The sequence below is a fragment of the Butyrivibrio sp. NC2007 genome (assembly GCF_000421405.1).
In the GTDB taxonomy this organism is placed as follows: Bacteria; Bacillota; Clostridia; order Lachnospirales; family Lachnospiraceae; genus Butyrivibrio.
The window spans coordinates 93512-114024 of the sequence record NZ_ATWY01000002.1; the positions used below are offsets into that span (position 1 = coordinate 93512).

Sequence of the window (20513 nt, forward strand, 5' to 3'; positions counted from 1 at the left end):
AACTATCCCTGTTACAGACTCAAATAATTAAAGCCTGTCCTGTTCATAAACTGGTCGAGTTTTTTCTTAAAGAATATGAAGTACGCCTCTTCTTTGTGTTTTGCCTCAGGCTTAAGATAAAAGATAACCTGTCCGCTCTTGATGTCCCATTCTATATCGTTTGTGGGATCAAGGGCGTCGATATCCTTGAAGGAAAGCCCGAATTTCTCCCTGCAGTAGGCATCTCTGTTATCAAGATCCATGGACTCCTCGATTGCCTTACCCTTGGTCCTGATAAGGTCATCAAGCTGTTCAAGCATGATCTGATGAACAATGTTAAATGAATTCAGCTCATATCCGACCAGCTTCATATCCGATATGATCCTGTCAAAATCCACATAGCATTTGGCAAATGGGTCAACCTTGTTTTCACCGTAACAAAAAACTGCATCGTATAGGGCTTCGTTCATAGCCTGTCTCCTTTCTGTGCCTTCAGAAACTCAATGTACTCATTTTCGGGTAAAGGTCTCGAATAGTAGAATCCCTGTAAATATTCTACACCTTTTTCTATTAAAGTTTTAGCCTGATCTATGGTTTCTACACCCTCGGCAAGAACGTGGAGTCCATAGTCCTTCAAGAAATTTATGGAGTATTCAAGCATCCTCATATTCTCAGGCTTATCAAGGTCCATACAATTCCAGATAAACTCTTTGTCCATCTTGACCATGACGTAATCCATTTTCAGAAGCTCCAAAAGATTGGAATAGCCTGAACCAAAGTCGTCCATGGAGAATGTACTTCCCAGTTCTTTAAGCTTTTGAACATTATGCTTGAATGCATCATCATTGTTGATATAGGCGGTTTCAGTGATCTCGAAGTTTATCATCTTTGCAGGTATATGGTATTTTTCCATCTTACCGATAAGCCTTGCATAGGTCTTTCTGTCAACCACTTCATTTCCGGAGAGATTGACCTCAACCTTCCTGATTCCGTAGCTTGACAGGTTTTCCTTTGCGATAAATGAACATACCTTCTCAAATACCAGATCATCAATTTCCTGTATCAGTCCGCATTTCTCGGCAATGGGAATGAAATCCTCGGGAGATATGTAGTTTTCGCTGTCAGCTCTTTTAAGTCTTACAAGCGCTTCTGTCGAGATAAATTTGCCTTCCTTAACACTCAGGATCGGCTGATAGTAGACTTCAAAGGCCTTATCCTTAACTGCTGCTCTGACAACATCTTCGATGGTATTCCTGTAAACCATCTTGTCGATGATCTTATTATCGATTACCAGATTCGGTGAATAGTGAGTATATATGTATTCGCCTGATACGTAGCGCAGGATCTGTAGCGATTCATCAGCCTTTTTTGTGTGTTTAGGGACTTCAAGCACTGCGTATGTCAGTTTATAGTTGCCACTGTCATCCTTGTAGTTGTTTATCAGTGACATCAATTTCTCTACGCTTTCCGGATTCTCAATAATGTAAGAGAGAGTATTCCAGCTTGATAAGTACGAGCTCTCTTTTGTAGCTTCCTCAGCCATCTTGGCTATTTCTCCCTGAAGAGAGTAGAGTTTCTTTCTGTCTTCTCCGTTAAGGATCATAGTCTTTCCTGTAAATATGACCGATACTATAAAAAAGCTCTTGCTAAGTCCAAATCTCTCTGTAATGACCAGATCAAAAGCATCTTCATTCTTTACACCGGGAATATCCTTTTCATAGTACTCTCTCGGGTTTTCGCTTGATAGAAACAGTATCAGAGCCATCAGCATTATAGCTATGGATGATACCTGATATCCATGGAACTTGAACTGGAAGAATGCAAGCATCGCCCATGCCAAAAGGCCTGCGGTAATAGCCAATGCATCGTCTTTCCTGAGCCTGTCCCTGAATGTGATCGACAGGAGCATGGTTCCGAATATATAAAGAAATCCTATGAAATAACAAAGGAGTACAACAAATCCAACGTTGTAATATTGCCCGGATTCGGTGACGGTATAATTAACTCTGCCAAATAAAAGCGAAATAAGTCCTATGACTCCCGGAGCTGCGATCAGTCCGATAACGATGGGTGATGCCTTTTTACCATGCAGTATTTTGGCATAGACATAAAGTGCCATGACAAAAGCGCATATTATAAGGGTCCCGACATAGATAATCTGGGAAATGCCTCTCAGCGAAGAAAAGGTGTTATCAAGATAATCAAAGACAGCGCTCTGAATGATATCCCCAAGAACATTTAAGTACGCCACCACCAAAAAGATGAAAAAAACGCGCGTAGAAAATACCCGAGGCATGTTCCGCCTCAGGTATACAATGATCAATATGGATAATACCAAAATTGCAACAATAGGTGTACGCATTTCCATAAATTGATTATAATACAGTTCCATTTGCAAGTGCAAGTTGCACGTAGTAGCCGGTTATTGGCAAAAAGCTCTGAGCAAAATTCTTGGTTGGTCCGCTTCCAACAATGACCGCGTCCTCTATGATCTTCTTACCTCCGACTGAGGCCGGCGAAACAACAATAGCTCTTTCAAAGGTCTTTTTACCATAATCAAGATATCTCTTATCCTGCGTAAGCTCATACCCTATGGCCATAGCCTCCAAAAGAAGTGTGTTTGTGCCGTTTCGTGAAAGGCTGGGCAGCTCTTTGTAGTAGAAAAGCCCCTGGGGTGTCATAAAGTTTTCCGTCAGATCATCTATGGCATCCAGCATCATCTTCTTTAATTCTTCAGACGGGAACACCCTGTAATAGCGCATTAGAGAGCCAAGGGCAACGGAAATCATAAATCCCACTCTTATGGTGGTGTTGTCCGTATAAGGCGCGAGCCACTTGCCATATCTGTCGTTCCAGGCAGCAAATTGGGATACTATCCACTCGCATTTATCTACCCACTTCTTATCACCCGTCTCGATGAAAAGAGCTGTCAAAGTTCTCAAGGCCCATCCGGTCTCTCTGGCACTTGCTTCACCCGGAACCTGGTACATAGGCGTATCCAGAAGTCTTAATACATTCTCGCCAATACCAAGAGCAGTGTTTACCGCCCTCTCATCGCCGGTAAAGTGATAGAAGTCAAGAAGTCCCTCAACCCATTCATGGCTGCAGACCATCTCTCCCTTGCAGCCCCTGCCTTCTTCCGAGCCTCCGGTGTGCTTTCTTGTGTGTTCCCACTGTCCGCCCATTCTAAGAGGATCCGAGCTGTAATGGCAAACATCGACATCCATCCAGTGAGCTGCTGCTACATTGGCATAGTCCAGGAATCTTCGAATGCCAGTCCTTGCATACATCATATACATTGAATGGGGATAGTCGTACTCATTGTTTGTCCAGACAAGATTTCCATCGCCTCTTCCCTGCGCAGTGTAGTTTGGATCAGGCGCATCGCCGAAATTAAGCATCCCATAGGACCTTGCATGGGAATCCGCCTTCTCAATAAGGGCTATCTCAACATCATCGTTTTGTTTATCCCTTGGTAAAAAGACCTTTGGAAATACCTCTGCTTTCTCGAACTCATCAGGTGAAATATAAGGTCTGTCAGGCATCTGGTAGATAAGGCTCCTGTTATCAAGCTCGTATATTGGCTCCTTAGCATCATGGAAGTGTAAAAGAAATCTCGTCTCCCTTGCCATTCCTGAAGTAAATATCACAGGCTCCGCCTTGGAAACTTTGTTATTCTCGTTCTGATCCGGAATGATATATACCACAACGCCGTTTTTATCAGCCTTAACAGCCTTAGGGAAATTCTGGAACGCCTGAAAAACTGTTGCACAGACTCCCACATCCTTTGACTTATCCGTATAGTCGGAAAAAAACGTTCCGTAGAGAACTTCTGCGAAATGCTCATTAGCCTCTTTTTCCAGCATTTCAGCAATAATTGTATTCTCCACCTGCGCTGCGGAGGTAGAAATCTTAAACTCGGTTCTGTAATTGGATTTTCCGGCAATGGTCCTTACAGCTTCACTCTGCAAGGAGCCTTCTGCTCCGAAGTCATATTTGGGAAGTTCCTTAATTCCGGTTGTTGTAACGATATCACCCGATACAGAAGTTTTCTTTGTATCGCCACAGCCGGTGGAATCAACGATATAATTGCCAATGCCAGGACTTGAAAGATCAATATCCGCTCCTGTAGATGACTTTATTGCAAATACAATATCATCCGGTTTTATATTTCCATCGGTGCAGTTTATGAACCTGAAGCCTGCATCAATCCATGGTTTTCCGGCAGTTATGGACAGCCTCATCTCGAAATGTAATCCCTCTCCGGAAAAGGTCTTTTCATCTGCCGTCAGGCACCTTCCACTAGCTTCTATAACTGAGAAGAGCTTGCCTTTCTTGGCAACTGTCCATTTATCAAATACAGTTTTTAACCTCTCACCTGATATGGTTACGAAAGGGCCTACAAACTGCTCTTTGTCAAAAGACCTATCGGAGTATTCAAATTCTTCAAAGAGTTTTTCGGAATTGTTCTTGACGCAAAACTTTATTACTCCGTTTGAAACGCTTATATCTTCGGGATTTTCAATAATATCAACCGTTTCCGAATACTCCCGACTGACGTCGGAGTCTGTTACCAGTTCGAATTCTTTTTTATCATTTCCCGGAAGATCAGCGAGAAAATAAAGATATACAAAACGAACAGACCCATCATCCCATTTTGAGGTCACTTCAGCCTGAACGGGAAGGGGTCTGTCTCCATCTAAGATTGTCAGCGCATCTGCATCAGACGCTTTTAATAAGCCTTTTTCAAAAGGCACACAAAGACCGCATAGTTCCTTTTTTCTGTCATCCTTGTAAAGCTTGTCAAAATATATTTTCATTATTTTATTCCCCGCAGTTTAATAGTTGTCAGCTATAGGAATATTGTACAATAATGCACTTTTCTGAAACTATGGATTCTTATCATGTGTAAACTGTAAATTATGATTTCATGTTAAATTTGAAGAAGATACGAAGTGCAGCCGGGGATCTCAAGCCCTCCTCCAAAGTCAATCATTTCTCCGGTTATAAGGTCTGTTGCTCTTCCGGCTCTGGCGTCAAAATGCGCAACAAACGGCTGATCATCAGCATTAATGGCAACGATAACTCTGTCATCTTCAGTTTCTCTTTCAAATACGCACTGTCTGTTGGTGAGCACCAATGACTTAAACCCGCCGTAGTTAAGGGCCTTTGACCCTTTCTGCCCCTTGCAAAGTGCTGCTATGTGATCTGTAAGTTCTGTCCACTTTGGGCTTTCAAAGCACGGACGAAGCGCCAGATCACCCTGGGATTTATCCGCCTTCTCTCCCCACTCACTGCCGTAGTAGATGGTTGGGATTCCGGGCATTCCAAACATAAGGGTGTAGATGAGCTTAAGGTGCGCAGGATTGTTTAAAGTGCTTGCGATCCTTGATACATCGTGATTATCCACAAAGGATAACATGTGCTTTCCTTTGTAAAGAGTCCAGTTCTCCGGGCCAAACTGACGAAGCAGCGAATGAATTATCTCAAACATGTTCATACTGTTAAAGGATGAAAACATGCCCTTGTAACACTCATAATTTGTAGCACTGTGGCACAGATCATCACCCATGATGCGATTGTAATCTCCGCCTATCATCTCTCCCATCAGGAAGAAATCCTCTTTCCAGTTGCCGGTCTCATATCGAAGGCGCCTTAAGAAATCGCTCTCAACGCAGTAAGCCACGTCCAGTCTTAGTCCGTCTATGTCGAACTCATCTATCCAGTATTTTACGCTCTCCAATAAATAGTCTGTGACCGCCGGATTACGCAGGTTGAGCTTTACAAGATCAAAGTTGCCTTCCCAGCCTTCGTACCAAAGGCCGTCATTGTAGCCGTTATTGCCGTCAAAACTGATATGGAACCAGTCCTTGTAGGGTGAGTCCCATCTCTTTTCCAAAACATCCTGAAAGCCAAAGAAGCCACGCCCTGCATGGTTAAATACACCATCGAGCACAATCTTTATGCCCTTTTTGTGAAGTACCTTGCAGACCTTCTTAAAGTCCTCATTGGTTCCGAGCCTTGTGTCAATCTTCCGATAATCCCTTGTGTTGTATCCGTGGGTGTCGGATTCAAAGACAGGGTTAAAAAGAACTGCACCTACTCCGAGCTTTTCAAGATGAGGTATCCAGTCAAGGACCTTTAGTATCCTGTGCTCTAATTTTCCGTCATTCTCAAAAGGTGCTCCGCAAAATCCTAAAGTGTAGATCTGGTAAAAGCTGGTCTCATAAGCCCACATATCTTTTTCTCCTTATCATTACCAAAACTGCGAAGCCCTAGGCTCCGCAGCTGCTTGATCATATATATAATTATATCAGAATTATTGAACTTAACTAAAAAAAGTTTAATTATTAATGTTGACAACTCCCCCACTTAAGAGGTATATTATTCTAGTCGCTTGTGATTGACGAGCGAACATATGGCGAGGTAGCTCAGCTGGCTAGAGCACGCGGTTCATACCCGCGGTGTCGAGGGTTCAAGTCCCCCTCTCGCTACTAAAAAGGAAGCGTTTATCGCTTCCTTTTTTTGTGTCTTCTGGCGTTGCTAATTTGCATCACAGCTTGCTCGTCACCCCCGCAATCTCTTCCGCCGGCGTCACTTGGAAATATTTCCTGGAAAAAGAAAAATATTACTTTGTTCCCATCATTTTGAGATAAACAGTACTCCCAATGTTCCTGGACCACAATGAGATGAAACAACGCTTCCTACGCGGGTTTCAAGGATTTCTTTAAACATGCCGAGGCCGCTAAGATACTCTCTTACAGCTTCAACAACTTCCCTGTCGCATCCTGAATGAGTTATGAACACACGCTCAGGTCTGGCATTCTCTAGATCAGCCTCCATATCTTTGACATAATCAAGCGCCTCTGTTCTCTTCTTTCTTGATTTCCAAAGTCTCAGGAAATTCCAACTTCTCGGCGCTTTCTATATTTTCTTTTGCATAGTTTTCGTATGCTTTTCTATAGTGCTTCTGGCGAGCCCAGATATCATCTGCTACAGGTCCCCACTCTTTTGAATAATTATCACACTTTGCGCAGAGGTGTTCAACGCTTTCCTCTGATTCTTCATTGGTACCATGGGCTCCGGATCTTGCCACCATCTCACGAAGAAGCTCAGGATTTTCAAGCATTGGGCATGGTCTTAAATGGTTCTTATTGAAAGGCTGTCCCTTGTGATATTCCATGAAAAGAGGGCTCTGAAGCATCTCAAGTATTGAATGAGTATGAATATTAGTGTTGGAGAAGTGGATAAATACGCAGGGCTCTGCATCTCCACTTGAATTGATGTGGAAGTAGTTTCTTCCGCCAGCGATACAGCCACCAACTGCCTCTCCATCATTCTGGAAATCCATAGGGAAGAACCCTATATCGCACTTGTCACTTCTAAGGTATCTGATTTGATCTACCATCTTTCTTCTCTGCTCTACAGTAGGCATAAGCTCTGGTACCGCGTTATTTCCTACTGGCATATAGTGGAAAAAGAATCCGAATCTTGCGCCTTTTTCAGCTATGAACTCGATGAACTTAGGGTCAGTTACTGCCTCGATATTATTTCTTGTATAGCAGATGGAAGTTCCATAGACAATTCCGTATTTCTTAAACAGGTCCATGGCTTTCATTACAGCGTCATAATGACCAATTCCACGTCTCGCATCATTTGTTTCAGGAGTACCCTCGATAGAAAGCTGGAACGTGATATTTCCAAGTCTTACAACTTCCTTACAGAAGTCCTCATCAATTAAAGTGGAGTTGTCAAAAATTGAGAACTCAACATCATTGTGCTTTTCAGCAAGACGCAGTACATCCTTTTTTCTTACAAGAGGCTCCCCGCCTGTCATCATGTATAGGTAAACACCAAGCTCTTTTCCCTGGGTAACGATCTTATCCATGTCTTCAAAAGACAGGTTGTGCTTAGGGCCATAAGTACCGGACCAACAGCCCTGGCAATGCATGTTGCAGGCACTTGTAGGATCAAAGAGAATAAGCCATGGGATATTGCATCCGTACTTTTCCCTGTTTGCCCTGATCATCTTGGTACCTCTGAAAAAGGCCTCATAACCAAGGTTGAGCATTGTCATCTTGGCAACGTGAGGATCTGTCTCATCAACTACTTTATTTATAAACTTGACCCATCTATTGTCAGGGTCCTTGAAAGCTGCTCTTACCTGATCAAGCTTGTCCTTTCTTGCTCCGTCTTTCCCCCAGAATTTCTCTGCCTGATCTACGAGTTTTAAATACGTTTCTGTTCTGTTCTCAGCTTTGTCGAGATTTGCAAGAAATCTATCGATCAATAGGCTAAATGCCTGTCTCTGCGCTTTGTGAGATAAGTTTTCTACTAATTCCATACTTGTTATTCCTCCCCTTTAAGTGTTACAATCGTTTTGATGTTACAAGTGTAATGCCGCAGGAGATGCAATACAATGGCTCTACTCTCGGACATGACAGTAGAAGTGTCAATTGGCGCGACGTGACATAATCACTTATTTTGTAACAACAGGGGAAAAGAAATATGAAAGCCACTAAAGAGCCTTTGACAGAAATGCAGAAAAAAGAAGTTCTGCGAATGAATAACAAAGAGTCTAACCAGCTGACCAGAGAATGCCTTCAGCTTGCGCTTATGCACCTAATGGGCGAACACCCGTATGAAAAGATCACTGTCAGTGAGATCGTGCGTCGTGCTGGAGTTTCACGTACTGCCTTCTACCGCAACTATACTGACAAGGAAGATATTTTGCATGAACTCGGTAACAGACTGATAAAAAGCATAACAGAAATTTGTGAAAAACCAGAACTGCATGAGAATCCTCATCAGTGGTTTGAAGATGTTTTCCGTACCATCCGCGAGGATAAAGAAACCATTGCCCTGTTTGATCAGGCAGGTATATTGAAACGTGAGCTCTTTTCCGGCAGGTCCATATCAGAACTTCTGTATCCTACAACAGATACAGAAATCAAATACATCAAGCTTGCTACAGAAGCAGCTTTTTTCCAGATACTTATCAGCTGGTTCAGAGAAGGGATGCAGGAAAGCGAACAGCGCATGGCTGATATATGCGTAGAAATGTTTGATAACACATTGAAAAAACTGTCATAAAACAAATGTTGATGATAATTTGATGATTGTCATCAGATGACGAAGCCGCAGGCCTTGTATTTATGCAAGTTTTAGAGGTGCGACAATGGTTCAAGTCCCCCCTCTCGCTACTAAAAAAGGAAAGCATTTGTTGCTTTCCTTTTTTGTTGCTCAAAATGAGCCCTGGGGACGGAGTCAAGGGCTCATTTTCAAAGTGATCAATCTCCTTCCGACTGATTCCCGTTTTCTCCATCGGACTGATCGGATGAATTTCCTTCGGTCCCTTCTGTGCTGCTCTGACCACTTTCATCCTTTTCAGATCCCTCTTTCTCTTTTTCGGCCTCTTCTTCAGCTTTCTTTTTTGCTTCCTCTTCAGCCTTCTTTCTTTCTTCCTCTTCTTCGGCCTTCTTTCGCTCTTCCTCTTCTTCGGCCTTCTTTTTCGCTTCCTCTTCTTCGGCCTTCTTTTTTGCTTCCTCTTCTTCAGCCTTCTTTTTTGCTTCCTCTTCCTCGGCTTTCTTTTTTTCTTCCTCTTCAGCTTTCTTTTTCGCTTCCTCTTCTTCGGCTTTCTTTCGCTCTTCCTCTTCTTCGGCTTTCTTTCGCTCTTCCTCTTCTTCGGCCTTCTTTCGCTCTTCCTCTTCTTCAAGCAGTTCTTCTTCCGTTTTCTCGTTTTGAGTGTCGGTATCTGAGACATTCTGATTTTCCGGATTTCCAATCATCATGTCCATAAGATCCTGTAGCTTACTTTCGTCAATTCCTGACTCATTATCCATCGTAACCTTGATCCTGTTTGGATCGGGCTTGATATACTTAACTACATATTCACCCTCATCAGATATTTGAGGTACTGGATGCTCTACTATGTACCTGAATATCGCTTCGCACCCTTTTCCCGAATAATGAAGTCCGTCACCGCCGTTATACTCAGACTTAACCTGTCCGTCAGATCCTTTTAGGATTTCGGTGATGTCGAGATAGAAAATGTGTTTTTCCTTTGCTGTTTCCAGTAGGAAATCATTGTATTTATCTATCCATGCGTTTTGAACACTGTTTTTATAAATTCCGTTATCATCTACAGGACCTATCGCCACAAGTACAAGATTGGAATTAGGCGCCATCTCAGCCACACTGTCTATAAGAGTCAGAAATGTATTCTTATAATGCGTCTCACTTGGATCATTAATCCCGTTAACACCCAGAAGAATATAGATAACCGGAGCCTGATGAGACCCCAGATAGGATTTTAATGTATATTCCTTACCGGCATTGTTAATGAATTTATTGGATGCAAATGCCGGATGCGAAATACCAATCTGCGCCAAAGCAGCATCATCGTTGAAAAAGCCATAGTTAACCATCGCAACCGTTCTGGAATCGCCGAGGAATACACATCTGTTAAGGTATCCTTCCTTTGCGCCGTCTTTTTTTGCAAGTACAGTTGTATCCGGAGTTGATTCGGCTTTAGTCCCTTCGGTTGCTGTCTCGACTACAGGCATATTTTCCCCGGCTGCATCTTGAGTTTCACCTTCAGCAGTTGTTTTCTCCCAGCTGACTTCATGTAAAGCATTGTCCAGGGAACCTGTTTTTAATACAAAAAGCACAATGATTGCAAGGATAGCTGCGAGCATGATCAATAAGCTGATGATCAGCTCCCTTTTACCAAGGCCCTCCATCATCTTCTCAAACAGGTTACTTATTGTCCCTTTCTTTTTACCGCTCATCTCTTCGCCTCTCATATATTGTACATACTTATTATATCAGATATTTATTCTTACATTTTGTGACATACACATGAGCTTATGTATTAGGCGCAACAAAAAAGGAAAGCATTGCTGCTTTCCTTTTCAATTTATCATCTGGTCATTGGAACATCATCTGCGATATGCTCCATATCGTCAGTCCACATTATGGTGCTTGCATCAACAATCTTAATGCTTCCGGTTCCATCTGAATAAATCGTCTCATCTGTATCAACTTCACCGTTTTCATTTAGTGTGTACTCATGCTTAACGCAATCGCTGTAAGTGATGGTATCAGTGCCGTCATATTTGCCGTGCATAACCCATTCACCGTGCTGCGCTGCATTGATTCCCCACCATACCTCGATAAGGTAACCACCATCTTCCTGCTTAAGGATACTAAGGTTTCCATCTCCGGCATAATACTGTCCTTCAAAATCAGATGCCTGGGCTTGATCAGCAGACTGTGGAATCTGTGTCTCTACAATTTCAGCTGTATCGGCCTCAGCAGGTTTCTCAGTCTCCTGAGCCACTTCGGTTTCAGCAACATTCTCAGCTTCCGGTACCTCTGCGCTTGCAACATCAGCTTCTCCACATGCTACAATCTGAAGTGCCATAAAGGACACCATAACAATACTTAAAAACTTCTTTTTCATAACATCTCCTCCTCATATGCGATTAGCACAACATATTGATTATAGTCCCGGAGATGTACCATATGTGTAAAAAAAGCATTAAGCTTTTATAAACTAATTTTCAAAAATCAGTTTCCCGTTCACTCTTTCAATCATGAATCGTTATACTTCACAAAACCTTAAGTCTGACCTTCATTGCAATCTGTCTTGGGGTAGCCATTCCATCAAATTGAACCAGATAGCTTTCTTCATCAAGGTTGATATCGAGAATGGTCCCTGCTCCGAGAATTGCATGCTCGACTCTCTGGCCCTTCTCAAGCAGGTTAAGCTTTTGTGCTCCCTTTAGATGCCTGCTTTCGTTCTCAATATATTTCCTGACCATGGTTATCATCTTATCCGATGGTTCCTCAGTATATTCAAGACAATCCCTGTCGATATCAAGAATAAATCTGGAAGGATACCTTGGTATTCCTTCAAAAGTCTGACCTCCTGCCTCTGAAATGAACAGCCTTTTTTTCGCTCTGGTCATTGCAACAAACGCAAGCCTTCTTTCTTCCTCCATTCCTTCTAGAGTATGGATTTTCCTGGAGGGGAAGATTCCTTCGTTCATGCCACATAGAAAGACATAGGGAAACTCAAGGCCCTTGGCTGCATGAACAGTCATGAGTCTGACCTTGTCGCTGCCCTCCGTGTCTGAATCGGCATTGGTAAAGAGCGCAATATGTCTTAAATAGTCTTCGAGTCCCACTTCTTCTCCGCAGGTAGTCTCATATTCAAATACAGACTGCTTGAGCTCCGCCAGATTATCAAGCCTGTCCTGAGCTCCCTCTGTGCGCAGCATCTGTTCATATCCGGTGTCCTCAAGGACTTTGGTCAGAAGCTCTGATACAGGAATGCCCTCGTAATTACCTGCGTATTTTTCAATGACATCAACAAACTCTTTTGCCCTGGTTCCGCGAAGCGTCTCATTTTCAAGATTCTCACTAAGTGCCATGTACAAAGAGCAGCTGTTATCCCTTGCGTACTGCTCCAAAAATGCCATGCGCCTTTTACCAAGATTTCGCTTGGGCACGTTGCAAATCCTTCTAAAAGAGACATCATCCCTATAAAGGATCATTCGAAGATAGCAAAGCGCATCCTTTATTTCCATTCGCCCATAGAACTGTACGCCAGAATAGATGGTATACGGAATCTTCTCATCTATAAGGCCTGTCTCTATTGTTCTGGTTACATAGTGGGCTCTGTAAAGAACTGCCATGTCCTTGTATGGCACGCCCATTCCCTTAAGAACAAGCATCTGTCCTGTTATCCAGTCTGCTTCATCTGCTGTATTGGGAGCAAGATGGCATAGAACACTCTCACCGGGCTCGCCAACGGAAACCAGATCTTTTTTCAATCGCTGCGTATTCTTATCGATAAGGCTGTTACATGCGGCTATGATCTGCGGAGTTGATCTGTAATTGTCATTCATGTAGATTGTCTTTACATCAGGATAGTTCTTATCAAAGTTCAGAAGGTATCCCACACTGGCGCCTCTCCAGGTATAAATGGTCTGATCCGGATCTCCTACAATGAAAAGATTCTTATGATAAGCAGTAAGAACATCCATGAGTTCATACTGAAGTCCATCTATATCCTGGAACTCATCGATCATTACATATTCCAGGCGTTTCTGCCACTTGAGCTTTATATCTTCATGCTCGCTAAACATGTACAGCGTAAATTTGATCAGATCATTATAATCAAGGCCGAAGCATTTCTTCTCCTGATACAAATAGCCATAGAACAAGATATCATCTACAGAAGATGCCATGTCATACTTCTCCTTGAGCGCATCGACAGACATGTTCAGCATATCCAGATAATACTCCGGTTCATCCTTGCACTTACGTATTTCAAACATATCTCTTGCTGCACTAAAAGTCTTATCCCTAAGTGAAAGCCCTCTTTCTTCATAAATGATCTTCAGGATATCATCTATGTCAGAATTATCCAGGACCAGAAAGCTCTTAGGGTACTGGAGTGCATGCGAATCCTCCTGCAGCACAGAGACGCAAAAGCCATGGAACGTATTGATATAGCCGGTATCATTATCTCCGGTTAAAAGATGTATTCTCTGCCTCATCTCATTCGCAGATTTGTTGGTGAATGTAACGCAAAGAATATGCCCCGGCATAATTCCCAGCGCATTGACAAGATATGCAAATCGATATGAAAGCGCCCTTGTCTTACCGCTTCCGGCTCCGGCCACAACCCTGATATAGCCTTCAGTACTGGTTACAGCCTCTTTCTGCGCTTCATTTAGCTCTTCTAAAAGTTCTAACATAAACTCTCCAATTCAACGCAAACATACATTCGATACTTACGAATACATTATAGCAAACATAGGTTTGTTTTTCTTCTTTTTTTAGCAAAAACTATAAAGTTCGAAAGCCCTAAGCCGATATTAATAATAACTAAAGAAAGGAGGAGGATACATGAGAAACAATCTTCCTAAAAGATAAAGCACCTTCACTGAGGCAGGATCCCGGTGGAGGTGCTTTTTTTATACCGAAATATTCAGAAGCAGGTACAGCCCAATACAGATAACAGCTGCGCCAAGGAGCATAAGCAAATATGAAACAGCCCACTTGCCATTTCTGTTAAAGCCATAAAAATCATCCCAGCGCTTTCCTTCCGGAGCGCGGAATATCTTATAGTAGTACAGCGGAGCATACAGTGCGACCGGGAGCATCCCAATAAATGCAACCGTAAAGTCTATACCTCGCCTTTCAAAAAAGAACAACGAAACAATCGCCATAAGCGGAGTCAGCAGATGCATGAAAAGATCTGATCCCTTAAACATATGCTGATACCCATACGTCGGTCCGAGGAACAACAGAACAGTCAGCATCGTTACAGTCACTCCGGCAGTCCCAATGATCTTCAAATAATATGTCCACTCCGCGTTAGGAAACAGCAGCATTAAAAGAGCTGCCAGCGCGCACAGTGCATTACTCTGTACCGTAAAATACTTAAAGGCATTTCTGGCCCGCTGCGGACACCATTTGCCGTCTTTTCTAAAGTATAAGATTATCAGCACAGTGGTCACGGCAAATATTATGAAGTTCAGGGCAAAAGAAATAACAGAATTAGTATTTTCCATATCTGAAATAAAAAAACGGCCTTTTGGCCGATAACTTTTGGGAGGATGAGCTGCCGGCTTCCGCCGACAGCTCGTTATGAAAAAGAAGTTTTACTTACTAGTTTTCTGTTTCGATATAAATATGTTACTTAATAAATTTATCCTCTCCTTAAACAAAATGTGAATGAATTGTAACTGAACCCTAATAAATTTATAAAACCTGTATTTCAAAGTGTTTCACCTCTCCCGGCATTTAACAGTTCCTGGGAGACATCTTTTTAAAAATCCATTATTGCGCTATAATATAATCACAATATAGTACGCGAGGGATAGCAGTTGAAACTTTTAGAAACCGGCTATAATGAAAATTTCAATCAAACAATACATGAATGGGCTGTCGAGTTTGGAAGCAATTCCCGGTCTGTCCTTTTTCATGTCTATGTTCCCTTCAACAAGCCACAAGAGCTTGAGAATCTTAAATTCGTTCGCAAGGTTTTAAAAGAAGAGTTCCCTGATGCACAGGTTGTAGGATGCAGCGCAACAGGCATGATCCTTAACGGCAAGGTACAAAATGATGCCATTACTGTCTCCGCCATGATCTTTGAAGATGACACCACCACTGTCATTGTTCGCACGTCTTACGATAAGCAAGGAAGCATGGACCCTCAAAAGCTTTTGGAATTTGTAATAAGTTTTCCTGATCTTAAAGGAATAGAAGTCCTTACTGCTGCTCCATATCAGCCCTTATTGGATACCAGTTCTGTCATTGATACCATTCCCGAAAATATTGAAATATTTGGAGCAGTAGCTGTTGGAGATGATACGAATCCATCTTTTGTGTTTGCAGACGATCAGGAACTTGGATATGGAAGAACAGCTCTTGTTTTCTACGCCGGCAAAAACCTTCATCTTCTGACAAACAGAATGTTTGGCTGGAGTCCGATAGGATATCCTCTTGAAGTCACAAAGTCAGAAGGGACTGTTGTCCATGAATTGGATAACAAACCGGCTTACGATGTCTATCATCATTATCTTCACATCAAAAAAGACAATAACTTCTTTTATGATGCCTTGGACTTTCCATGGGAAGTTAAAGCTGACGAGAACACATATTACATAAGGCATGCCAAATCTGTGAATTCTGATGGTTCAATTGTCATGTCTTCTAACATTCCTCAAGGAAGTAAGATACGACTAACATACGGTGATCCCAGAAGGATCATGAAGCATACAAAACAGACCATTTCAGAGATATTTGATTTTGAGCCCGAGGTAGTAAACATATTCAATTGTTTTGGGCGCATGCTCTTTTGGAGTGGCAGGGAAAATATCGAAATTCAGGAGATATCAGATTATCAGCAGACAACCGGGTTCAGTGCCCTCGGGGAAATCATGCGGCATAAGGGAAATTCCGTCTTAAACAATCTCTCCATTGTAACAATCGCAATGCGTGAAGGAGAACATGGCCATCATGTCTCTGTAAGTCCCACGGATATTGAAGACAAGATAACTATTCCTGTCACTGCAAGACTAGCCATATTTATAAACACAATCACAGAAGAGCTGATGCAAAAGAATGACCAGCTCAATGAAATGCTATATAAGGCATCTCATGATGCGCTGACAGGTATCTTAAATCGCGGAGCCATTGAACGCGCTATTTACGAAAAATGCAATCAAAGTGAAGGAGTTGAATTAGCAAGACATCTTATTATGTTTGACGTGGATGACTTTAAGCAGATTAACGATACCTTTGGTCACGCCATCGGAGATAAGATCTTAATCAGTATTTCAACTATTGTGGGCGATTATCTCAACACGATTCCCGGCGCTGTATTTGGGCGTTGGGGCGGTGAAGAATTCATGATATTCATATATGGTCAATCCGATGATCTGGCAAAAGACATTGCTGACAACATCTTAAACAAAGTCAAAAATGAAGTTCTCCATGAAAGAGAAGTCACAGTAAGTATCGGCGTTACCAAACACTACCCTCTTGAAAGCGTAATGCAGACACTAACAAGGGCCGATGAACTTTTGTACAGTTCAAAGAGCAACGGTAAAGCCCGGGTCACATGCGATTTCTGACATAAAAAAGCTCTGAAACCAAGCGTTTCAGAGCTTTTAATATTATTTTGAAATCTCTTCCATCTCCGCAATAGCCTCACCAAATACTGCAAGTGCAGAATCGATAGGCTCTCTTGTTGTAAGGTCAACACCCGCAATCTTAAGAAGACTTACAGGATCCTGTGTGCATCCGCTTGAGAGGAACTCCTTGTACTTTTTAACTGCGCTCTCTCCTTCTTTGAGGATCTTGTCTGCAATAGCAACAGCTGCTGCAAAGCTTGTAGCATACTGATACACATAGAAGTTGTAGTAGAAGTGTGGAATTCTGCTCCACTCCCAGCCAATGAGGGGATCGGAGATCATGTCTTTTCCGAAGTACTCTTTGTTGAGGTTATAGTAAACATCATAAAGAGTCTCAGCTGTAAGCGGAGTTCCCTCTTCGGCCATCTCACAGGTCTTTCTCTCGAACTCCTCGAACATGGTCTGACGGAACATGGTGCTCTTGAAGCTCTCAAGGAAATGGTTGATGATAAACGCCTTCTCTTCCTTGCTCTTTGCGTCATTCTTCATGTAGTGGTACAGAAGAACTTCATTGGTGGTTGAAGCAACCTCAGCAACAAAGATCTTGTAATCGGAATCAACGATAGTCTGCGCCCTGTTGGTGTACCAGGTGTGCATGGAATGTCCCATCTCATGAACAAGAGTGAACACATCATTAAGAGTGTCATTGTAATTAAGAAGCATGTAAGGGTGTACATCATAAACGCCGCCTGAGTACGCACCTCCTCGCTTTCCTTCACTCTCTACAACGTCGATCCATCTGTTCTCGTAAGCTTCCTTCACAACAGCAAGATAGTCTTCACCAAGAGGTGCAAGAGCTTTAAGAGAAATCTCCTTAGCCTCTTCGTAGGATACCTTCATCTCAAACTCAGGGATCATGTCCACATATACGTCATACATGTGAAGCTCATCAACTCCAAGGAGCTTTTTACGAAGTGATACGTATCTATGCATCTTGTCCATGTTGTCGTGAATTGAGGAAAAGAGATTGTCGCAAACTGCAGGGGAGACATTGTTTCCGTCAACTGCTGCCTCGAATGCAGAGTTATATTTTCTGGCCTTAGCGTTAAAAATACGTCCCTTAACCTCTCCGTCGTACATGGAAGCCCAGGTGTTCTTAAACTCCTCATATCTTCCATAGAAAGCCTCAAAGCTTGCCTTTCTGAGCTCTCTGTCCTTGGACATCTGTGTGGGAACAAATCTTCCGTTTGAGAGCTGAACCTCTTCCCCCTTGGAATCCTTAACCGAAGGGAATTTAAGATCAGCATTGTTCAGCATTCCAAAGCTCTTCTGGGATGCTCCCAGAACCTCTGAAACACTTGCAAGAAGCTGCTCTTTCTCAGCATCAAGCATGTGATCCTTAAGTCTTCTGATCTCTCCAATCATCCTCTTGTAGCGGTCAAGCTCCGGCACAGCACTGTAGAACTCATTCAGCTTCTCATCTGAGAGTGTAAGTATCTCAGGATCGATAAAAGCTGTCTTTTCTGATGTACCAACAATTGCAGACATTCCGCGCTGCTTAAGAGCCTGATACTTGGAATTGCCGGTATCCTGGTCCTCTCTCATGTGAGCATAGCCATAAACTCTGTCCAGTAAAAGACTGAGCTCTTCATAGAGCTTAAGCACTTCAAGAAGCTTCTCTCCGCTCTCTGAAAGCTTGCCCTCATAAGCAGCCATCTTGTCAGCAACTTCAACTGCGCGCTTGCATTCCTCTTCCCATTTAGCTTCATCGTCATAGATATCCTCAAGGCGCCATGTAAGGTCCAGGGATACCTCATCTCTTTTTGGTAATTTGTTTTGCATATAAAAACTTCTCCTTTATATCCTGCTTACTCCATCATCTGTATAGAGCTCGTATGAAGCAGCATCTGAATCATAACATATATACTTCATTTCTGCATTATTCAGATTGCACTCCATGCCCTTGGATGGCTCAGCAAGTGGAAGAACGTGGCCCTTTCTTATGAACACCAATATCTCGTTAAGATCTGCCTTAACATAGTGTTCTCCGGCTCCCAGAGCCTCCTCGTCATAGTCATCAAAGGCTCTGAATCTGATAAGTTTCATGTTCTCCGGAAGATATACGTATCTTCCTGTCGCATTCTGTGTATATACAGGTGCGATCATGATGCTCTCACCAACAAGAAGCTGATCCTCAACCTGAGCACTTCTTTCATCATCGTACTCAAAGCAAAGAGGCTTAAAGAGCATCTTATTGCCAAGAGCAGCCTTCATAAACTCAGAGTACAGATAAGGAATAAGTGCATATCTGAGATTAATGATATTTCTGAAGGTATCTACATTTTCAAATCTATACAGCTCCTGATGCCTCATTCCCAGCGCGCAGTGATTTCTAAACAGCGGTGTGAATATACCAAAGGCAGTCCATCTCAGCACCAGATCTTCCGTAGTGTCACTTCCGAATCCGCCTATATCCGCGCCGGTATATAGGAATCCGCACATGTTGACTGCAGGCATCTGCTGGATGTTAAGAAGCAGATGTGACCACCAGGAGTGATTGTCGCCGTGCCATATTCCGCCGTAGCGATGTGCTCCGATATATGAGGACCTTGAGAACATAAGAATCCTCTTATCGGGAGATATTCTCTCAAAGGCCTCTCCTGCAGCTCTTGTCATGTTGTAGCCAAAGATATTGTGAACCTTGTCGTGTCTGATCTTCTGCCCCTTATATTCATGATAAAAGCGCTTATAATCCTCGGGATAATTGGAAATTGTTCCAACCAGGTCCCTGAATTCAAAGAAAGCCTTAACATCAAGGTTCTTGCCCTTGTACTCTTCTATCTGCTCAAAAACCTCATCCAAATGATCCTGAGTATAGAATATAGCCGGCTCATTCATATCGTTCCAAAAGCCGTCGATTCCCTGGTCAATGAGAACCTTGTACTTGTTTCCAAACCATGCTCTTGCATCATCGTTTAAGAAATCAGGGAAATGCACCAGCCCCGGCCATACAGCAGCCAGAAGGTTTTCGCCGTTTTCTTTTTTAACAAAGTATCCCTTCTCTACGCCTTCGTCATATACGTCATACCCCTCTTCGACCTTGACACCGGCATCAATGATAGGCACAAGACGAATCCCCCTTGCCTTCATCTCCTCTACGAACTTAGGAAACTCGGGAAAAGAGCTCTCGTCAACCGTAAAGTCCTTGTACCTCTCCATGTAATCGATATCCATATAGATCATATCGAGAGGAATTCCGGCTTCCTGATATTTATCCGCAACTTCTCTGATTTCGTCCGCAGTCATATAACTCCATCTGCTCTGACCAAAGCCAAAGGCCCACTTCGGAGGTATATAGCTGCGTCCTATAATACCTCTGAACTGCGATACAATGTCAAGGACACTCTCGCCCTCAACGATATAGATATCCGCATCGAAGTCCTCAAATATTACGCGCAGCTTATCAAGCTTGGTATAACCTATATCAAAGCTGACCTTCCCGGGTGTATCAACGTAAACACCAAACTGATCTTCCTTGGAAAAGACAACGAAGAAGTTATGAGAAGCATAGAGAGAGTTCTTGTTCTCTGTGTGATTGGGGTCGTCGGAGTTATTGCTGGTATAAAGCCAGCCCCTCTTATTCATACCCCTTACAGTCTCTCCAAGGCCGTACACTCTGTCATTTTTCTTTAGTAAAAGAGTCAGTTCCTTCTTCTCATCATTTCTGTCAAAATAAGGAATAGTCCCCTCTGACAGCACAATTTCTTTTACCACTGAATCTGTGGGAATCGGATTTCCAATCCTATACTTTCTAATCATGTATAAACCCTCCTGCCTATAAATCTTATCACAAAAAGGGAACTGATAGACAGTTCCCTT

14 protein-coding genes and 1 tRNA gene are annotated in these 20513 nt (G+C 42.7%); 3 read left to right on the plus strand and 12 right to left on the minus strand.

Annotated elements, in window-relative coordinates; genetic code table 11:
* Positions 1-11: 11 nt before the first annotated feature.
* From G632_RS0102205 to G632_RS0102220, 4 genes are all read right to left on the minus strand, one after another.
* A complete protein-coding gene (locus G632_RS0102205; protein ID WP_022767400.1) occupies positions 12-449 on the minus strand; it encodes a hypothetical protein in 438 nt (145 codons plus the stop codon).
* Positions 446-2275 (minus strand): EAL domain-containing protein, encoded by a 1830-nt coding sequence (locus G632_RS0102210; protein ID WP_022767401.1) that lies wholly within the window; start codon positions 2273-2275, stop codon positions 446-448. Before G632_RS0102210 ends, G632_RS0102205 begins: the two co-directional genes overlap by 4 nt.
* Before the next feature lie 79 nt (positions 2276-2354).
* Positions 2355-4799 (minus strand): hypothetical protein, encoded by a 2445-nt coding sequence (locus G632_RS0102215; RefSeq protein WP_022767402.1) that lies wholly within the window; start codon positions 4797-4799, stop codon positions 2355-2357.
* 113 nt (positions 4800-4912) lie between these two features.
* Positions 4913-6217, minus strand: a complete 1305-nt coding sequence (locus G632_RS0102220; protein WP_022767403.1) for an alpha-amylase family glycosyl hydrolase — start codon at positions 6215-6217, stop codon at positions 4913-4915.
* A gap of 182 nt (positions 6218-6399) precedes the next feature.
* Between G632_RS0102220 and G632_RS0102225 the strand changes: the two genes are divergently transcribed.
* Positions 6400-6473: transfer RNA gene (locus tag G632_RS0102225), tRNA-Met, on the plus strand.
* A gap of 148 nt (positions 6474-6621) precedes the next feature.
* Here G632_RS0102225 and G632_RS0102230 read toward each other — a convergent pair.
* Together G632_RS0102230 and G632_RS18570 are read right to left on the minus strand one after the other, a co-directional pair.
* On the minus strand, positions 6622-6822 hold the full coding sequence (locus G632_RS0102230; protein WP_022767404.1) for a DegV family protein: 201 nt from the start codon (positions 6820-6822) through the stop codon (positions 6622-6624).
* A 13-nt stretch (positions 6823-6835) separates the two neighbouring features.
* Entirely contained in the window at positions 6836-8323 is a 1488-nt protein-coding gene (locus G632_RS18570) for a radical SAM protein (protein ID WP_022767405.1), read from the minus strand.
* A 164-nt stretch (positions 8324-8487) separates the two neighbouring features.
* Here G632_RS18570 and G632_RS0102240 point away from each other — a divergent pair, with 164 nt between their 5' ends.
* The gene (locus G632_RS0102240; protein ID WP_022767406.1) at positions 8488-9072 is read left to right on the plus strand and encodes a TetR/AcrR family transcriptional regulator; all 585 of its coding nucleotides are present in this window, start codon (positions 8488-8490) and stop codon (positions 9070-9072) included.
* 197 nt (positions 9073-9269) lie between these two features.
* Here the strand turns inward: G632_RS0102240 and G632_RS20860 are convergent, their stop codons facing one another.
* From G632_RS20860 to G632_RS20865, 4 genes are all read right to left on the minus strand, one after another.
* Positions 9270-10769 carry a GDSL-type esterase/lipase family protein gene (locus G632_RS20860; RefSeq protein WP_022767407.1) on the minus strand — a complete coding sequence of 500 codons (1500 nt, stop codon included), beginning with the start codon at positions 10767-10769 and terminating at the stop codon, positions 9270-9272.
* A 131-nt stretch (positions 10770-10900) separates the two neighbouring features.
* On the minus strand, positions 10901-11443 hold the full coding sequence (locus G632_RS0102250) for a hypothetical protein (protein ID WP_022767408.1): 543 nt from the start codon (positions 11441-11443) through the stop codon (positions 10901-10903).
* Between the two features lie 148 nt (positions 11444-11591).
* Positions 11592-13748, minus strand: coding sequence for an ATP-dependent helicase (locus tag G632_RS0102255; RefSeq protein WP_022767409.1), 2157 nt, complete (start codon positions 13746-13748; stop codon positions 11592-11594).
* 219 nt (positions 13749-13967) lie between these two features.
* Entirely contained in the window at positions 13968-14567 is a 600-nt protein-coding gene (locus tag G632_RS20865) for a hypothetical protein (RefSeq protein WP_022767410.1), read from the minus strand.
* 315 nt (positions 14568-14882) lie between these two features.
* Between G632_RS20865 and G632_RS0102265 the strand changes: the two genes are divergently transcribed.
* Positions 14883-16634: a sensor domain-containing diguanylate cyclase gene (locus G632_RS0102265; protein ID WP_022767411.1), complete on the plus strand. Its 1752-nt coding sequence runs from the start codon at positions 14883-14885 to the stop codon at positions 16632-16634.
* 42 nt (positions 16635-16676) lie between these two features.
* On the opposite strand, the gene pepF is transcribed toward G632_RS0102265, so the two are convergent.
* Both pepF and G632_RS0102275 read right to left on the minus strand, forming a co-directional pair.
* Positions 16677-18476 (minus strand): oligoendopeptidase F, encoded by a 1800-nt coding sequence (gene pepF / locus G632_RS0102270; protein WP_022767412.1) that lies wholly within the window; start codon positions 18474-18476, stop codon positions 16677-16679.
* A gap of 15 nt (positions 18477-18491) precedes the next feature.
* Complete coding sequence (locus tag G632_RS0102275) at positions 18492-20453, minus strand: glycoside hydrolase family 31 protein (protein ID WP_022767413.1); 1962 nt, start codon at positions 20451-20453, stop codon at positions 18492-18494.
* Positions 20454-20513: the final 60 nt, after the last annotated feature.

Bases quoted from the DNA above. Each gene is read 5' to 3' on its own strand.
- G632_RS0102205 (WP_022767400.1), bottom strand. From the start codon at position 449: ATGAACGAAGCCCTATACGATGCAGTTTTTTGTTACGGTGAAAACAAG.
- G632_RS0102210 (WP_022767401.1), bottom strand. From the start codon at position 2,275: ATGCCTCGGGTATTTTCTACGCGCGTTTTTTTCATCTTTTTGGTGGTG.
- G632_RS0102215 (WP_022767402.1), bottom strand. From the start codon at position 4,799: ATGAAAATATATTTTGACAAGCTTTACAAGGATGACAGAAAAAAGGAA.
- G632_RS0102220 (WP_022767403.1), bottom strand. From the start codon at position 6,217: ATGTGGGCTTATGAGACCAGCTTTTACCAGATCTACACTTTAGGATTT.
- G632_RS0102230 (WP_022767404.1), bottom strand. From the start codon at position 6,822: ATGGAGGCTGATCTAGAGAATGCCAGACCTGAGCGTGTGTTCATAACT.
- G632_RS18570 (WP_022767405.1), bottom strand. From the start codon at position 8,323: ATGGAATTAGTAGAAAACTTATCTCACAAAGCGCAGAGACAGGCATTT.
- G632_RS0102240 (WP_022767406.1), top strand. From the start codon at position 8,488: ATGAAAGCCACTAAAGAGCCTTTGACAGAAATGCAGAAAAAAGAAGTT.
- G632_RS20860 (WP_022767407.1), bottom strand. From the start codon at position 10,769: ATGAGCGGTAAAAAGAAAGGGACAATAAGTAACCTGTTTGAGAAGATG.
- G632_RS0102250 (WP_022767408.1), bottom strand. From the start codon at position 11,443: ATGAAAAAGAAGTTTTTAAGTATTGTTATGGTGTCCTTTATGGCACTT.
- G632_RS0102255 (WP_022767409.1), bottom strand. From the start codon at position 13,748: ATGTTAGAACTTTTAGAAGAGCTAAATGAAGCGCAGAAAGAGGCTGTA.
- G632_RS20865 (WP_022767410.1), bottom strand. From the start codon at position 14,567: ATGGAAAATACTAATTCTGTTATTTCTTTTGCCCTGAACTTCATAATA.
- pepF (WP_022767412.1), bottom strand. From the start codon at position 18,476: ATGCAAAACAAATTACCAAAAAGAGATGAGGTATCCCTGGACCTTACA.
- G632_RS0102275 (WP_022767413.1), bottom strand. From the start codon at position 20,453: ATGATTAGAAAGTATAGGATTGGAAATCCGATTCCCACAGATTCAGTG.